Here is a 15629-nt window from a genome sequence, read left to right on the forward strand (position 1 = left end):
CATAAGAGCGCAGTGCTACACCTCAACGGTGACCACGTTTGCCGCGGTCAGCACCGACCGCAAGAACTGGACGCCGAATATCACGGTCGTCATCGGTCTGGGCGACATGGTTTCCGGAGACGACAACGCGATAGCGGAACGCACGGTGACCGACGAGACGGAAGTCGCGCTGGCTGGCGAAGCTGCCAGTGAAATGGCCTGACAGCAGGCGGGCAATCCGAGATAAGGACCAGCATCACGGGGCTTCGCGCACGGTCCCGTGCGTGATGGCTTTTCCAACAAGGGAAATCTGCACGCGATCTACCAGACACCTTTTAATGCTGGCTCAGAACTTGTGCCGCACGCCCGCAGCGAGACCGAGCATACTGCTCTTGCCGCTGCCAGGGAAATAGCCGTTTGAAAAGCCATTGGCCGAAGTATCAAAGTTCAGGCCGGCGTTCTTCGCGTAGGCGGCAGTCAAATAAAGGTCTGTCCGTTTGGACAAGTTGTAGTCTGCGATGAACGACACTTGCCACGGATTTTCGATATTGGCGCCCCCCAGATTTCTGACGTCGTCGTAGTAGTAGGCAAGCGTCAGATCCAGTGCCGTGGTTACCTGGTAGATTCCGCCGATCCAATAGTAGTTGTCACGAAGTATTGTGGCACCCGCGGCGCTCACGCTCGAGCCCCAACGATAGCCGCCCATCAGCCTTGCAGGACCGAAGTCATAGCTCACTGCTGCGCCAGCCTTCTTGATGGTTCCAGTCGCACCGGTCACAGTATCCAGCGTAGGGTTGTACTGGTCATAAGCGGCGGCCAGGGCCAGCGGGCCGGCGGCGTATGAAAGCGCCGCGCCGTAGCCGGTGTCACGACGAAACTGCCCGGGCACTTCACCTGCCCCAGTGACCCCATTGCCAAAAGACCAATGAGCGATTGCCCCTAGCGCTCCAAATTTCCCCGTGTACTTCACCGTATTGTCAGAGCGAAGGTTGGCACCCGTCTGCGCCGCGATTGGCTCGTACTGCGTCGAGTATGCGGTCGGCGAAAAATTCGCGAAGGCATCGAAGAGACTCGTATATTGCCGCCCGAATGTGATGCGGCCAAACCCACTGCGTTCAATGCCCACGTAGGCCTGACGGCCGAATAAACGGCCGCCCTGCTGCAGCGTACCTGTATCCAGACCGAACCCGCTCTCCAGGACAAATACGCTCTTCAGTCCACCACCGAGATCCTCCGTGCCACGCAGGCCCCAGCGTGAACCAGAAAGCCCGCCCGAATTCATGCGGACCAGGTTCTGGCCCGGCCCTGTTGCAAAGCCGTTGGCCGCAGATGGCCTGATACTGGAGAAATGGTTCACATACTCGATGTTGGCATCCACGACGCCATATAGGGTGACAGTGGACTGCGCCCTCGCAGGGCTGCCGGCAATCGCCGCCGCACTTGCGAGAACGGCACAACAGTACTGCCTCACTCCAGGTGCTGCCTTCATGGTTCTCCTCCTTTTAGTTCTTTTTTTTCAATCCCAGTCATGCGTGGCCAAGATGCGACTCACGATACCTGGCGACTTTTCCCTTCCCAGAAGCGCGTGCGAAGTGCTTTCTTATCTATCTTTCCGACACTGGTAAGCGGGAGTTTTTCGACAAATTCGATTTGCTTCGGCGCATAGATGGCCCCCTTGCGCGACTTCACCAGTTGCACCAACTCCTCCGCCTGGACCTGCTCGCCAGGGCGGCGCACCACCAGCGCCGCAACTGCCTCACCCCACTTCGGATCGGGAACCCCGATGACCGCCACCATCGACACGGCCGGGTGAGTGCTGATAATGTCCTCGATATCTCGCGGATAGACATTGAATCCACCTGAGATGACCATGTCCTTCTTCCGGTCAACGATGTAGAGATAGCCGCGATCATCGAATCGCCCGATATCGCCGGTGTGCAACCAGCCATTGTTCAGTGCACTGTCGGACAGCTCGGGCAAGTTGAGATACTCGCGCATGGCGTGTATGCCTCGCACGCAGATCTCCCCGGCTTCACCCATTGGAACTTCCTGGTCCTGGTCGTCCAGCACCTTCAGAAGGGTGCCAAGCGTGGGACGGCCGCAGGACGCAAAGCGCTCCGGGTTGGCGGGATCATGGTCAGCCCGCCGAAGATAGGCCAGGGGGTAAGCCTCCGTCTGGCCATATAGCTGGGCGAAGACCGGGCCAATGCGCTCCAGGCCTTCATGCAGGCGAGCTGCGGACATGGGCGACGCGCCATAAAGCAGCAGTTCCAGCGATGACAGATCTGCCTTGCCCAGCGAGGGATGGTCCAGCAGGCTGTAGATCATGGTTGGAACCATCAGCGCCATGTTGATGCGCTCACGACGGATGACATCCAGCACGCGGTCTGGCGCGAAACCGTCCTGGAGATGGACGGTGCCACCCCGTACGAGCGTCGGCATGATCTTTGTACCCGTCACATGGGTGATCGGCGCCACGGCAAGATAACGCGGGACGGCCGGGATCTCGAAATCAGCCAGGCCGTTCAGCAGCATCGCGGTAAATGCCGCGTGGTCCCGTACCACCCCCTTGGCCCGACCGGTTGATCCGCCGGTATAGTGGACATACGGAACGTCTTCCCGATGCGTGAGATCACGTGGCGAACAACTTCCGGCCTTTTCCGCCTGTGCCAGCAAATCACTGCCGAAATCCGACTGTCCGAGACTGAACACCGAGCGCAAACCGGGTGCGGCCGCGAGAATCTCTTCGCCGCGCGCCCGGTGCGTTGAGACATCCACCACCAGCACGTCCGCATTGAAATCCTGGATCTGCAGCAGATGGTCTTCAAGGGAGCCAAGGGGATGAAGCGGTGTGCTGATCATTCCGCTGCAAAGTGCCGCCATGCCAGCGCACCAGCCGAAGGCCGAATTGCCGGTCAGCAGGCAGACCCGATGGCTGCGGGTCAAGCCCGCGCCCGCATATGCGGCCTGCATGCGCCCAAGCAGGTCGCCCATGGCGCGATAGCTCAACGATCCGCCCTCCCAGCTGAATGCAGTCCGGTCACCGTACTGCCAGACAGAGCGCAGCAGCAGCGTGCCAATGGTTGGGGCCATTTGAATTGACTGGTCCATGATGATGTCTCCTCCTTTGAATAGTCTTGTTCCGACGTCACTTGCCGGGGGCTGACCGATACTCCGTCAAGGCCTGGCCATGGAGCTCCGAAACGGACTGGACCGCGCGTACGCCGGCATGCTGTGCCCGGCGCTGCGGATATCCACCCATCGCCGCGACCCGGCCTTACCGGATCCGGCCTTGAACAGAAGTTGCCCGCGGCGCGGCCAATGCCAACTCATACCGACCGCCGCCGTGCCACCTGCCACCCGACCTCGGCGAACTGGCGTGCCCGCCGACCGAACTCCGATGCGTCGGCGCCGACTGCATTCCCCTGCAATGCGCGGTGGTAGACACCCTGCGCGATAGCGGCCGAGCGGAACAGCGAGAATGCGACGAAGAACGGCCAATGCTCAAGATCCGCATCCCCCGCTTTGCTGACGTAGGCTGACACCAGGCTGTCCAGGCCGGGAAGGCCCGCGGCTTCCAGATCCAGGCCATGGAGACCGTTGGGAAAGACCTCTGCAGGCAGCACATAAGGCATGCAGCAATAGGCAAGGTCTGCAAGAGGATGGCCGATCGTCGCCAGTTCCCAGTCGAGAATGCCGACGACTTCCGGGTATTTGGCATGAAAGATCAGGTTGCCAAGCCGGAAGTCCCCATGCGCAATCGCATCACGGTTCAGCACGGGACTTTGCGCGGCCAACCATGCCATCAGCGCATGCATTGCCGGAACTTCGTCGGTCTGGCTCGCCAGGTACTGCGCGCTCCAACGCGCGATCTGGCGTTCCACATAGCCCTCTGGACGACCGAAGTCGCCCAGGCCCGCCGCACGCCAGTCGACCTGATGCAGGCTTGCCAGCGCGTCCACCATCGCCCCATAGACAGCCTTGCGGCTTGCCGCCGGTACCCCGGCAAGGTCCACCCGACTGAGTATCCTTCCCGGAAGATGCTCCATGACGTAGAACGGCGTACCAATCACGCTTGCGTCCTCACACAGGAGTCTCGCTCGTGGAATGGGCACGCCGGTATTGCCCAGTGCCGTCAGGACGCGGTATTCGCGCTCGATCTGGTGTGCGGAGGGAAGCAGCTTGCCAGGCGGCTTCTTGCGCAGCACATAGTTGTGCCCGTTCGCCCTCAGCAGGAAGGTGGGATTCGACTGCCCGCCCTGGAACTGGGATACGGCCAGTGTTTCATCCACGCCATCCAGGCGTCCGCGCAAGTACGCGACCAGTGCATCGACATGGAAGCGATGCGATGGCAGTACATCCACGGTCAGAGTGTCCGGGCTCATTCCCGGATCTCCAACGGCGAGACCACAGGGCGGAAATACCGATTTGACAAGGCTTCAAACGGATTGACCGCACATGGTGGTCCCGGCGGGGTGTCGTTCAGATTCATAACTATTCTCGATTGAGTCCGCGTATCTGCGTGTCGCCGATGGCGGTCAAGCCGGCGCGGATATCACGTGGCTTCGACGCCGACCGCAGTCCATACCGGAACAGAGCCGACTGGAAGTGGCCACGGCAGGTCAGCGCGGCCGCCCCGCCCGCGCTGGCAAGACATCAGTGGCGTGCGGCCAGTATGGCCAAAGCATTCGCGCTGGCACATCGGCAAAATTGACGATCGGAGGCGTCTCCATCCGAATCATGCTTTCCCATCGCCGGCCAACACGCCGCGCGCAAGATTGACCAGCACGCGTCGCTTCGAACATGGTTGTGCTACGCAAGCGAAATATTTGATAATCGCAGCAAGGCCTGGGCAACGACCCATCCTCCACGGAGTTGACGGCCACCTGCGGGCATGCGCTGTGCATCGCTCAGGAGACAACGAGATGATCGGCAGTAGAGAGCGGCACGGGCCTTTGCCGCCAGTTGCGATAAAGCTGACCCCCCCCAATGCATTGCCAAGTCAGGTCCAGCGTCAGTCAATCTGTGACGCGGCCTGTGACGCGCACGCCGCCAAGGTGGTTCTCATCAGCGCGCCCGCCGGTTTTGGCAAGACAACGGCCATGACCCAGATTCGTTCCCGACTCGAAGGCAATGGCGTTGCTACCGCCTGGCTGACCTGCGACGCGGCGGACAACGATACTTCGCGCTTTCTTGGCAATCTTGCGATGGCCGTCTCCCGGCTCGCTCCCCGACAGCACGAGCGGGACAATCGGGAGCCGCGGCAATCCATGACCGTGTTGGAGACGATCCAGGAGCTAGGCAGAAGTCCATCGCCGTTCGCGCTCTTTCTGGACGAGCTGGAGCATCTTCACGAACCGGCCGTGCTGGGCTTGCTCAGAGAAATCCTGAGCCAGCTCCCGCGCCGCGGACTGATCGTAATCGGTACAAGAACCACCCCGGATCTCGGGCTGGCCCGGCTTCGCGTGCAAGGCGAACTGGTGGAAATCGATGCTTCATGGCTCAGGCTGTCGCTCGAGGAGACTGTGGACTTCTTCAACAAGAAGCGTCACCTGTCGCTACCGCACGACGAGGTGCGTCAGCTGCACCAGACTACGGAAGGCTGGGTCGCTGCGATATCGCTCGCCTCCGTCGCATTGGAGCGCCATGTCAGGCACAGTGATTTCATCACTCGCTTCTCGGCGTCGAACCGGGAGATAGCCGAGTATCTGAGCGAGGATGTCCTGAACCGGCAGCCAGCCGCGACCAGGAATTTTCTGCTGCGGACCAGCGTCCTGAAGCACCTTTCCCCTGCGCTTTGCGATGCGATCCTGCGACGCACCGACAGCACGCAGATGCTGGAGCGGCTGGAAAGATCCAACCTGTTCCTCACCTCGATCGCCGGTCCGGAGCCGACGTATCGCTATCACAGCCTGTTCGCCAGCTTTCTGCGGAATCAGCTGGCGCACGAGATGCCGAACGAGGCTCCCCGGCTCACGATGGCGGCTTCGCGCTGGCATGAAGAGCAAGGCCGACCCGTGCCCGCGATCGACTATGCCATCGATGCAAAGGACTACGGGCGTGCCCTGGTTCTCCTCGCCACCCATGCCGACGATTTTCTGGCCAGCGGCCGCTGGCGACTTCTCAGCCGCTGGTTCGGGGCGATACCGCCGGCCCTGCTGGCCAACTACCCTATTCTTCGGGTGGTCCAGATACTTGCCGTGTATTTCACCCGGGGCGCACACGATGCGAACCGGCACCTGGAGCAACCGGAACTGAAGGAGGCGACGAATCCCGAGGTCGTCACCCACATTCGCGCCCTGCGCCCGCTGCTGCTGGCAAGCGTGGATCGCCAGGAAGCCGCATATGAGGTGGGCGTAGCGGCGTTATCGTCGTTTCCGAGCGGAAATTCGTTTGCCGACGGCATCCTGGCCAATGCGATGGCCGTTGTCTTTGCCATCAGGGGCGAACATGAGCAAGCCCGCAAGCTCCTCGATAAGGCCAGGGTCACGCAATCCGACAACCCGAACCCATTCGGCCTGATGTATACGGAGTCAGTCGAGGGCATGATCGACATGCAGGAAAACCGGCTGCGGCAGGCAACTGCCCGCTTCCGCATGGCCGTGGCCGCAACCGGCGCTCCCTCCTACTGCTACACAACCGGCAACGCATGGGCCGGCGTCTTCTACGCCCATGCACTGTACGAAGCCAATGAACTGGAGCAGGCTGCGCGCCTGCTCGATGTCTATGTGCCGATCACGAAGGATCTCGGCCTGCCCGATCATATGGTCACGGGACACGTCACCCTGGCGCGGATTGCTGTCGCCAACGGCAACGTCCCCCAGGCCTTCCAGCTACTCAGCGAGCTCGAGTACCTGGGCCATCACCGGCATGCGGCCCGTGCCGTGGCCAACGCAAAGCTCGAGCGCGCGCGCCTGCTGGTCATGCAAGGCGATCTGATGGCAGCCCGGATGGAGCTCGAGCGCGCCAATTTCCCTGATATCTGGAAGCGCTGCCAGGACCTGCGCCTTCCCGCCAATGATGTCGACTATCTCGAACTGGGCCAGCTGCGTTGGCAGATCGCTGCGGGCCAAGCCAGCGAGGCACTGCCGGCCATCGAGCTGGCCATTTCAATGGCGACGTCCCAGCGCCGGCTGCGGCGCGCCATGAAGCTCCGCGTGCTGAGGAGCCTGGCACTGGACGCCGTGGGCAACATGGCCGCGGCGAACGCTCAGATGCGGGACCTCCTCAAGGCCGCGTGCCATGAGGGCATCATGCGCCTGGTGCTGGATGAAGGCAGACCTGCGCGCAACATTGTCTTGCGATTGGAGCGGTCAAGCCAGGCCGAACCGCCGACTCAGCGCGACCCCATCTTTGCCGATTTCCTGCAGCGCATGCTGCAGGGATTCGGGCCGTTTCTGGATGACCCCGGGGCGCGGACGCCCGGCGACAGCGGTGAGTCGACGCCACCGCTGTCAGCTGCCGAACTCAAGGTGCTGCGCCTGCTCGCCGAGGGCTGTTCCAACAAGGCCATGAGCGAGAAGCTGTTCGTCTCCGACAGCACGGTGCGCACCCATCTCCGCAATATCAGCCAGAAGCTCGGTACGCATAGCCGAACCCAGGCAGTCGCGAAAGCGCGCCTGCTGGGACTGATCAGCTAGGCATGGCGTTGCGGGTGGATCACCATCCAGACGGGATGGCCGCGCTTATTCCGCTTTGGCGCCCGACATCCTGATCAGCCGCCTGACGGTCGGCTCGATCACCTCGAAGTCCCGTCTGAACTCGGCACCGGTGTTGCCAATCGGCTCGCTGTTGGAGAGGCCGAGGCGCGCTGCCATCGGCTTCGATCTGGCGGCGGTGCCCGCCTCTTGCTCCAGCCGGGCAAGGATGGCCGGCGGCGTGCCGGCACGCGCCAGCAACCCGGCCCAGGCAGCTGACTCGAGCTCGGGGTCGGCCAGGCCGGCTTCTGCCATGGTCGGCACATTCGGCAAGCTCCTGGCCCGATGGTCGCCGAACACCGCAAGCGGGCGCACCTTGCCGCTCTGGATGTAAGGCGCCATCGAGGTAAGCGTGCTGATTGCCAGAGAGATATGCCCCGCGCCGAGATCCTGAACCATCGGTCCTTCTCCCTTGTAAGCAACGTGTACCATGTCAAGGCCCCTCGACTGGTTCAGGAAAGCGCCCGCCAGGTGCGCGAAGCTGCCGACCCCGTACGAGCCAAAGGACACCTTGTCCTTGTTCTGCGCCGCCCAGGCAAGGAGCGCCTTCATGTCGGTGGCCGGCACGCGCTGATTGACGGCCAGTACGAACTGGCCCGTGGCAATCTGTGAGATGAACGCCAGGTCGCGGCGCACGTCATAGGGCACTTTCGAGACCAGATAGGGGGTGCTGATGATTGGGGCGGAATGCGTCAGCAGCAAGGTGTAGCCATCGGGCGCCGCACGCGTCACCGTCTGCACGGCCAGTATTCCGCCTGCCCCTGGCTTATTGTCCACGATGACCGGCTGGCCCATCTGACTAGCCATCTCCTGTGCCAGGGTGCGGGCCATGGTATCCAGGGTGCCACCGGCAGGCGCGGGCACCACGAGGGTGATGGGCCGCGATGGATAGGTTTGCGCATGGCACAGAGAGAAAACTGTTTCCAGGACGAAGATTGCGACAACGAGCAGCGTTCTTGCGATCATAGGAAGTCACCTCGAACTTGGGAAATCGAACATGTCGCTTGCATGGCTGCATGCCGGCAGCGCAGGGCGAACGTCCCCCTGCCATGCCATGGCATTCCGAATGCGCGCGCGTTGTCCTGATTACAGTCTTTCGATGATGGTGGCGTTGGCCATGCCGCCGGCTTCACACATCGTCTGCAGTCCGTATCGGCCACCGCTGCGCTCCAGCGCATGGAGCATAGTGGTCATGAGACGGGCTCCGGAGGCGCCGAGCGGATGGCCGAGGGCGATGGCGCCGCCGCACGGGTTCAACCGCTCCGGATCCACCTTGAACTCCCGCTGCCAGGCAAGAGGAACCGGGGCGAAAGCCTCGTTGACTTCAAAGTGGTCGATGTCGCCGGCATCGAGGCCAGCCTTCTGCAACGTCCGCCTTGTCGCCGTGATCGGGGCGGTCAGCATCAGCAGGGGATCATCGCCGCGCACGTCGAAGGACACGAACCGAGCCCTGGGCCTCAGACCCAGCTTCCGTGCCATCGCTTCACTCATGACCAGGACCGCGGAAGCGCCGTCGGTGATCTGGGAAGAGTTTCCCGGCGTGATGCTCCATTCGATTTCCGGAAATCGCTCGGCATAGGCTTCGGTGTGGAATGACGGTCTGAGCTGGGCAAGGCCTTCCACCGTCGTCTCCGGCCGGATCGTCTGGTCCGCCTTGACGATTGCAGCCTCCGTGCGAATCGGGAGAATTTCTGCGTCGAATCCACCGCTTCCCTGCACGGTGGCAGCGCGGCGGTGCGACATGGCGGAATACGCGTCCAGCTCCTGCCGGCCGAGTCCCCATTTCCGGGCCACCAACTCTGCCGAGATACCCTGGCCGACGAGTCCGGGCGCATAGCGGGCCCGCACGGAGGGCCCATCGCCATCGGCACCCCCACGCGAGCTTCCCATCGGGACGCGGCTCATCGACTCGACACCGCCGGCGATCACGATGTCATAGGCGCCGGCCATGATCCCCTGCGCGGCAAAATGCACCGCCTGCTGACTCGATCCGCAGCGGCGGTCGATCATCGCCGCCGGCACATGCTCCGGAAAGCCGGCAGCCAGCCACGCGTTCCGGCCTGGCAAGGCCGATTGCTCCGCAACCTGGCTGACGCAACCGATCAGCACATCGTCAACCAGCGCGGGGTCGAGATCGTTCCGGTGCACCAGTCCCTGCAGCACCTGCGCCAGCATCTCCACAGGATGGAGGTTGGCAAACGCCCCGCCGGCCTTCCCTCGGGCCATAGGCGAGCGAACCGCGTCCACAATGACGGCTTCCGTTCTCATGATTTCCTTTGTCAGTCCTGGTCTGTTTCAAGTGATTCCGCTGTCTTCCAACTGCCGGATTGCCGCTTCGGTATATCCAAGGCTCGAAAGATCCCTTGGCTGCCGCTACCAGCCATCACACACATCCGATGTCCTCTTACTGCTTAGGAATGCCCGCCGCCTTGACAATCTTGTTCGCCTGCTCGATCTCGGCCAATTGAAAGCGGTGCAACTCTGCCGGTCCGGCAAGGAAGATTTCCCCATCCATCTGCCGGGAGAACCGGGCGGACTCCGGGAGCGCATAGATGGCGAGCAGATCGTCGCTGAGCTTCTTGACAATGTCCGGCGGCGTCTTTGCTGGAACATAGGCCGCCATCCACGTTGCAAAGACGAAGTCGCGATAGCCACTTTCCTGCATGGTGGTCACCGAAGGCTCCATGGAAAGCCGCTTGTCGCCTGTCACCGCCAGGATGCGAAGCTTTCCGGACTGGACATGAGGCCGGACGATGGAGTAGTCGGCGAATGCAAAGTCGATCTGCCCGCCGGCCAGGTCACTGAGCGCCTGCACCGCACCCTTGTACGGCACGTGCGCCGCGGAAACCCCCGCTGCAACCAGGAACTTCTCCGTCGCGAGCTGGTACAGCGGACTACCGCTACCGTAGTTCAGCTTGCCGGGAGCGGCCTTTGCCCGCGCCACCAGATCCGCCACAGTACGGATGGGCGACCCGCCTGGAACTACGACCGTCATCACCGACTTCGTCAGCCTGGCAACCGGTGCAAGGTCTTTGATGGGGTCATAGGGCAAGGCATTGAACATGGCGACATTGGTCGCCACCGGCGAGTTGCTGGTAAAGAAGACGGTGTACCCATCCGGCGGCGCATGCACCACCGCCTGTGCGGCAATGATGCCGTTACCCCCCGGCCGGTTTTCGACGACGACTGCCTGCCCGTTCCGTTCCTGCAGTTTCATCGCGGCATACCGCGCCTGCCGATCCGGTCCGCTGCCAGCGGGGAAAGATACAATCAGCCGGATCGGCTTGTCCGGATACGCTGCTCCCACACTCCTTGCGCCGCATAGCACGAGCGCAATACCCAGCATGGCGCCGGCCAGGCGATGCTTTCTCATTTCCTTGTCTCCATCCATTTTCTTTATCCACACGAAGATGCTGTGGACCAGCTACCGCAAGACTTTGGCGGTCTAAGCCTTGCGTTCGGTCATGCCGAGCTCGTCCAGCAGGTCATCGCTGTGCTGCCCGAGGCGAGGCGCGGGTCCAATCCTTGGCTCCGGCCTGGCGGAGAATTTGACGGGCGGCTGTACCTCGACGTAATTGCCTTCGCTGGGATGATGCCGATCCTGGAAGAAGCCGACTGCCTTCAGGTGTGGATCGTCGAACAGGTCTTCCACATCATTGACACGCATGGCCGGAATGCCAGCCTGCTTGAGGAGGGCTAGCCACTCATCCGTGGTCCGCTCAGGGGTAACCTCTGCAAGCAGTTCGTACATGACGTCAAGGTGCCTGGTTCGCAGCGCCTTCGAGTTGAGCCGAGGGTCCTCCAGCACGCCACTCCTGCCGACGGCGTGGAAGAAGGCGACCCACCGCTCATCGGAATAGGGCGTGATCCCGATGTAGCCATCCTTCGTCCGCGCAGGCTTGCGCTTTGGATTCATGACCCTGGGAGACAGCATATTGCCGATAGACGGTACGAACGTGCGCTCGCCCAGGTGCTCCAGCAGCGTGAAGCTCGTGAGGGCTTCCATCATCGGCACCTCCACATGCTGACCTTCGCCGGTTCGAAGCTTGTGGACCAGAGCGGCAAGCGTGGCGTAAGCGGCGTGCAGGCCAGACACCTTGTCCGCGATGATCATCGGAAAATAGCGGGGATTGGGGTCCCCATCCACCCTGGGCAATAGCGAAGCCATGCCGGAGGCGGCCTGGATGACGTCGTCGTAGGCCGGCATCGATGCATAGGGCCCCGACATGCCAAACCCAACGCAGTGAACGTAAATGATGTCAGGCCGAATCTGGCGGACAGCGTCATAGTCAAGGCCAAGCCGGGCGATACCGTCGGCACGTACGTTGTGGATGAAGACGTCGCTCGACTCCAATAGCCGGCGCATCGCCTCCCGGCCTGATTCACTACGCAGGTCCCACGTGACGGAGCGCTTCCCGCGGTTGATCGTCATATGCGTGCCGCTCATGCCAGGCGTCTCGGCGACGCGGCCGGTATGGCGCATCGAGTCCCCTTCGGCCGGCTCGATCTTGATGACATCCGCGCCCATGTCAGCCAGGATCTGCGTGCAATATGGCCCGAAGATCACGGTCGACATGTCGACGACGCGAATCCCCTCCAGCATGGGGCCGTTTTCTTTCTTCATAGTCAAGTGCTCCTTAGGCAAGGCGATCAGATCACGCCGTCATTCACCAGACATGTGAGCTGCTCTTTTGACAGGCTGAGCCAGTCGGAAAGGATGTGGCGCGCAACCTGCCCGGGCGGCGTCCCCGGCGCGTCATCGCGGGCTGCCGCGAACCAGGGCTTGCCTGGCAGTAACGATCGGGCTGCAAGGTCGATTGCTTGCCCAGGACCGCCGTGCACCTCGCGATGGCGCAGGGCGCCGAGCACGGCGATCGCACCATGGAGCCCGCTCTGAGATGACTCTGCGTGTGCAGAGTCTTCCCCCTGCCCGCACTCCGACTGAAGAAGATAAATGATGCGACGATTGACTTTCCACACCGCCTCATAGTCCAGGCCACAACGCGTCATCTGCACAACGTCGGGGTTGCCGAGAAACACGTCGCATTCCTTGGCGAGCTGGAGAATGAGTTCGCGCTCCGCCGGCCCGGCAAAGTCAATCGTCAGCGAGTGTGGTTGTCCCGACGACGACCCACGCGCGTTCGCGCCGTCGTTATGACCTTCGCCGGAGGCGCCATCGCCTGCACCGGCGGGAACGGAATGCGCGGGCGTCGGCGGCACGAGCTGCAAGACTTCGGCACCAAGGTGCGACAGTATCGAGGCACAGGACGAGACCGTGGCGTCCCGCGCGAGCTCAAGGACACGGACGCCGGCAAGCGGTTTACAGTGCGGGGACTTGCCAGACGGATCGACGCCATGCAGCATGCCATTCACCTTCATTGGGTCTGCTCCCATCTTCGATCGGTGGCGCGCGGCTAGCGGTTCTTCCAGACCGGGCTGCGCTTTTCGGCAAACGCAGCAAGTCCTTCCCGCTTGTCTTCGGACTCGGCGTTGCGGCCCGCCGGTCCTCGCTGCTTCGACCAACTTTCCTCCTCGGTCCAGCCTTCCGCCTGCGAGCGCGACACGATTTCCTTGGAGGCGCGAACAGCGATCGGGGCATTGGCGATCACCTTGCGCGCCAGTTCGAGCGCCGCTTCGAACGTCTTGCCTGGCGCCGTGACCTTCGCCAGCAGGCCATGCCCCTGCATTTCGGCCGCGCTGCGTGGCTCTCCGGTCAGGATCATCTCCATGGCCAGGTGATACGGAATCCGCTTGTGCAGGCGGAAGCATCCCCCGCCAGTGGCAACCAGGCCGCGCTTCACCTCGGTCAAGGCGAACCGGGTCTCATCCGAGGCGACGATCATGTCGCAGGACAGGGCAAGCTCCAGACCGCCCGCGTAGGCATGGCCTTCGATCGCCGCGATCACGGGCTTCAGCGGCGGGCGCGTCATCATGCCGAAGCCGCCGCGCTTCGGTGCGCGGGCGATCTCGCCGATTGCCGCGGCCTTCAGGTCGTGGCCCGCGCAGAAGGTCGTGCCCTCCCCCCGCAGGACAGCTACCCACAAGGCATCGTCCTCATCAAACCGATCCAGGATCGCCTCCATCTGGAGAGCCATGGCGAGGTTGAATGCATTGCGCGCTTCCGGCCTGTCGATGGTGATGACCAGCACATGATCTTCAATGACTTCCGTGCGGAAATAGCTGCGCTTATCAGTGTTATCCATGATCCTTCCATGAGCCATGAGTTGTCCCTCAGCCAAGGGGGCTGACTGCAGAGCTTGCGTTCGCCAGTGGTTGCCTGAGTCACCAGGCGCCCTGAGGCGTTCTAAGGCAGCCTAAGCCGGCCTGAATTTCGGCAACGCGATTTCCTCGGTCACGTGATCGAACACGACCTGGACAGGCATGTCGACACCAATCGCGTCCAAGGGGCAGTCCACGATATTCGTCGTCATGCGCACGCCCTCCTCAAGCTCGACAATCGCGACGATGTACGGATCGTCGTTCACGAACTCCGGCGTGGTCGACCGATAGGCGATGGTGTAGGAATAGACGGTCCCCCTGCCGGTACAGGTGTGCCAATCCAGTTCGGCACCCCAGCACGCCGTGCATGTGGCACGCGGGTAGTGCTGGACATGGCCGCATTGCTTGCACTTCTGGATCTTGAGTTCGTTCTGCCTGGCTGCCTGCCAGAACGCACGGGTATGCGGCTGCGGTGTCGGTAGCGGCTTGCGATATTCATTGGCTGCCATGGGTCTTCCTTTTCAGTTTGCGAGGACGAGCGTGACTTCGTCTGACATGACGCCACCATTGCCGTGGACGACGCCGACCGTCGCCCCTTTGACCTGCCGGGCCTCGGCGCGCCCCATCAGTTGCCGCACGCCCTCCACGACGTGGGTCATGCCGCCTGCGGCGCCTGCCTGTCCGAAGGACAGCTGGCCGCCGTTGGTGTTGCACGGGAAATCGCCCGCAAATGTGAGGTCACGCTCCGCTACAAATGGCCCGCCGTGTCCCTTGGGGCAGAAGCCAAGATCCTCGATCGCCATCAGGACCGCGATCGTGTAGCAGTCATAGAGCTGGGCAACATCGACGCGTGCCGGAGAAACGCCGGCCATGGCGAAGGCCGCTTCGGCGGACTGCTTCGACCAGGATGTGGTGATGTCCTGGCGATGGGTGATCGAAAGATGAGACCCCGCCTCGCCTGCGCCCAATAGCCTGACCGGCGGATTCGGCCCTCGGTTCGCCAGGGACTGCCGCGTTACCAGAACCGCGGAACCGCCCACGCAAGGCGAGACGATCTCCAGCAGGTGCAGCGGGTCGAAGATGACTTTTGAGTTCAGCACATCATCGATCGTGAGCGCGTGCTGATTGAAGAGCGCAAGCGGATTCGACAAGGCACTCGTGCGCTGATCCACGGCAATCTTTGCCAGTTGCTCCGGCTTCGTGCCGAATTCATGCATGTGCCGCCTCGCCACCATCGCGTAGCCGGCATTCGGCGGCGAAGCACCAAATGGAATCTCGAATTCGGAAACGGCTTGCGAGCGCAGCATGCCCTTGCGGTTGTTGTTCCGGTCTGCACTCGGCACTTCGACGGTCAGGCAGAGCACGCGATCGCACAGGCCTGCCTGGATCGCCGCAGCCGCGCGCCACACCATGCCGGCCGCCGATGCGCCACCCAGCTCCACCGTATCGAAGTACTTCAGGTTCAGACCCAGATGCTCGGCCACGGCAGACGGCCAGAACATGCTGTATGCAGCCACCGGCGTGGTGACGAGCAGGCCGTCGATTTCACCGGGAGACACACCCGCGTCCAGCGCCGCCCTGCGCGCGATTTCCGCGGTCAATCCCATGGGCGTGAGCCCGTCTGCGGTCTTCTGGGATTTGAACTCTGCATACCCTGTGATCGCCGCAACATTTCTTAGAGACATCGCTTTCGTTCCTATCCTTGATGTGCGCTTTCGGCCAGCACTGCGAGGC

At 62.3% G+C, this 15629-nt stretch carries 13 protein-coding genes; 2 read left to right on the forward strand and 11 right to left on the reverse strand.

Translation table 11 applies throughout. The annotated features are described in order from the left end of the window. Window positions 1-28 precede the first annotated feature (28 nt). A complete protein-coding gene (locus tag ACIP1U_RS18650) occupies window positions 29-202 on the forward strand; it encodes a hypothetical protein (RefSeq protein WP_400317630.1) in 174 nt (57 codons plus the stop codon). A 123-nt stretch (window positions 203-325) separates the two neighbouring features. On the opposite strand, the gene ACIP1U_RS18655 is transcribed toward ACIP1U_RS18650, so the two are convergent. The 3 genes from ACIP1U_RS18655 to ACIP1U_RS18665 all read right to left on the reverse strand — a co-directional run bounded on the left by ACIP1U_RS18655 (window position 326) and on the right by ACIP1U_RS18665 (window position 4364). Next, on the reverse strand, window positions 326-1468 hold the full coding sequence (locus tag ACIP1U_RS18655) for a porin (protein ID WP_400317633.1): 1143 nt from the start codon (window positions 1466-1468) through the stop codon (window positions 326-328). A gap of 59 nt (window positions 1469-1527) precedes the next feature. After that, a complete protein-coding gene (locus ACIP1U_RS18660) occupies window positions 1528-3090 on the reverse strand; it encodes an AMP-binding protein (RefSeq protein ID WP_400317634.1) in 1563 nt (520 codons plus the stop codon). A 218-nt stretch (window positions 3091-3308) separates the two neighbouring features. Continuing rightward, on the reverse strand, window positions 3309-4364 hold the full coding sequence (locus ACIP1U_RS18665; protein WP_400317637.1) for a phosphotransferase: 1056 nt from the start codon (window positions 4362-4364) through the stop codon (window positions 3309-3311). Between the two features lie 540 nt (window positions 4365-4904). On the opposite strand from ACIP1U_RS18665, the gene ACIP1U_RS18670 reads away from it, so the two are divergent. Then, a complete protein-coding gene (locus tag ACIP1U_RS18670) occupies window positions 4905-7619 on the forward strand; it encodes a LuxR C-terminal-related transcriptional regulator (RefSeq protein ID WP_400317640.1) in 2715 nt (904 codons plus the stop codon). A 45-nt stretch (window positions 7620-7664) separates the two neighbouring features. Here the strand turns inward: ACIP1U_RS18670 and ACIP1U_RS18675 are convergent, their stop codons facing one another. From ACIP1U_RS18675 to ACIP1U_RS18710, 8 genes are all read right to left on the reverse strand, one after another. Beyond that, window positions 7665-8642, reverse strand: a complete 978-nt coding sequence (locus ACIP1U_RS18675; protein WP_400317641.1) for a Bug family tripartite tricarboxylate transporter substrate binding protein — start codon at window positions 8640-8642, stop codon at window positions 7665-7667. Window positions 8643-8762: 120 nt separating this feature from the next. After that, window positions 8763-9944: a thiolase family protein gene (locus tag ACIP1U_RS18680; RefSeq protein WP_400317643.1), complete on the reverse strand. Its 1182-nt coding sequence runs from the start codon at window positions 9942-9944 to the stop codon at window positions 8763-8765. A gap of 136 nt (window positions 9945-10080) precedes the next feature. Further along, the gene (locus ACIP1U_RS18685; RefSeq protein ID WP_400317644.1) at window positions 10081-11049 is read right to left on the reverse strand and encodes a Bug family tripartite tricarboxylate transporter substrate binding protein; all 969 of its coding nucleotides are present in this window, start codon (window positions 11047-11049) and stop codon (window positions 10081-10083) included. 72 nt (window positions 11050-11121) lie between these two features. Next, window positions 11122-12300 carry a CaiB/BaiF CoA transferase family protein gene (locus ACIP1U_RS18690; protein ID WP_400317645.1) on the reverse strand — a complete coding sequence of 393 codons (1179 nt, stop codon included), beginning with the start codon at window positions 12298-12300 and terminating at the stop codon, window positions 11122-11124. Between the two features lie 26 nt (window positions 12301-12326). Next, window positions 12327-13055: a CoA transferase gene (locus ACIP1U_RS18695; protein WP_400317648.1), complete on the reverse strand. Its 729-nt coding sequence runs from the start codon at window positions 13053-13055 to the stop codon at window positions 12327-12329. Between the two features lie 35 nt (window positions 13056-13090). Beyond that, window positions 13091-13915, reverse strand: a complete 825-nt coding sequence (locus tag ACIP1U_RS18700) for a crotonase/enoyl-CoA hydratase family protein (RefSeq protein ID WP_400317651.1) — start codon at window positions 13913-13915, stop codon at window positions 13091-13093. Window positions 13916-13990: 75 nt separating this feature from the next. After that, window positions 13991-14404 carry a Zn-ribbon domain-containing OB-fold protein gene (locus tag ACIP1U_RS18705; RefSeq protein WP_400317654.1) on the reverse strand — a complete coding sequence of 138 codons (414 nt, stop codon included), beginning with the start codon at window positions 14402-14404 and terminating at the stop codon, window positions 13991-13993. A 12-nt stretch (window positions 14405-14416) separates the two neighbouring features. Continuing rightward, on the reverse strand, window positions 14417-15580 hold the full coding sequence (locus ACIP1U_RS18710; RefSeq protein ID WP_400317657.1) for a thiolase family protein: 1164 nt from the start codon (window positions 15578-15580) through the stop codon (window positions 14417-14419). Window positions 15581-15629: the final 49 nt, after the last annotated feature.

It is taken from the genome of Cupriavidus sp. NPDC089707 (assembly GCF_044748965.1).
Lineage (GTDB): Bacteria > Pseudomonadota > Gammaproteobacteria > Burkholderiales > Burkholderiaceae > Cupriavidus.

Excerpts from the sequence above, each read along its gene's own strand:
- ACIP1U_RS18655 (WP_400317633.1), bottom strand. The coding sequence starts at position 1,468 with ATGAAGGCAGCACCTGGAGTGAGGCAGTACTGTTGTGCCGTTCTCGCA.
- ACIP1U_RS18660 (WP_400317634.1), bottom strand. The coding sequence starts at position 3,090 with ATGGACCAGTCAATTCAAATGGCCCCAACCATTGGCACGCTGCTGCTG.
- ACIP1U_RS18665 (WP_400317637.1), bottom strand. The coding sequence starts at position 4,364 with ATGAGCCCGGACACTCTGACCGTGGATGTACTGCCATCGCATCGCTTC.
- ACIP1U_RS18670 (WP_400317640.1), top strand. The coding sequence starts at position 4,905 with ATGATCGGCAGTAGAGAGCGGCACGGGCCTTTGCCGCCAGTTGCGATA.
- ACIP1U_RS18675 (WP_400317641.1), bottom strand. The coding sequence starts at position 8,642 with ATGATCGCAAGAACGCTGCTCGTTGTCGCAATCTTCGTCCTGGAAACA.
- ACIP1U_RS18680 (WP_400317643.1), bottom strand. The coding sequence starts at position 9,944 with ATGAGAACGGAAGCCGTCATTGTGGACGCGGTTCGCTCGCCTATGGCC.
- ACIP1U_RS18685 (WP_400317644.1), bottom strand. The coding sequence starts at position 11,049 with ATGAGAAAGCATCGCCTGGCCGGCGCCATGCTGGGTATTGCGCTCGTG.
- ACIP1U_RS18690 (WP_400317645.1), bottom strand. The coding sequence starts at position 12,300 with ATGAAGAAAGAAAACGGCCCCATGCTGGAGGGGATTCGCGTCGTCGAC.
- ACIP1U_RS18695 (WP_400317648.1), bottom strand. The coding sequence starts at position 13,055 with ATGAAGGTGAATGGCATGCTGCATGGCGTCGATCCGTCTGGCAAGTCC.
- ACIP1U_RS18705 (WP_400317654.1), bottom strand. The coding sequence starts at position 14,404 with ATGGCAGCCAATGAATATCGCAAGCCGCTACCGACACCGCAGCCGCAT.
- ACIP1U_RS18710 (WP_400317657.1), bottom strand. The coding sequence starts at position 15,580 with ATGTCTCTAAGAAATGTTGCGGCGATCACAGGGTATGCAGAGTTCAAA.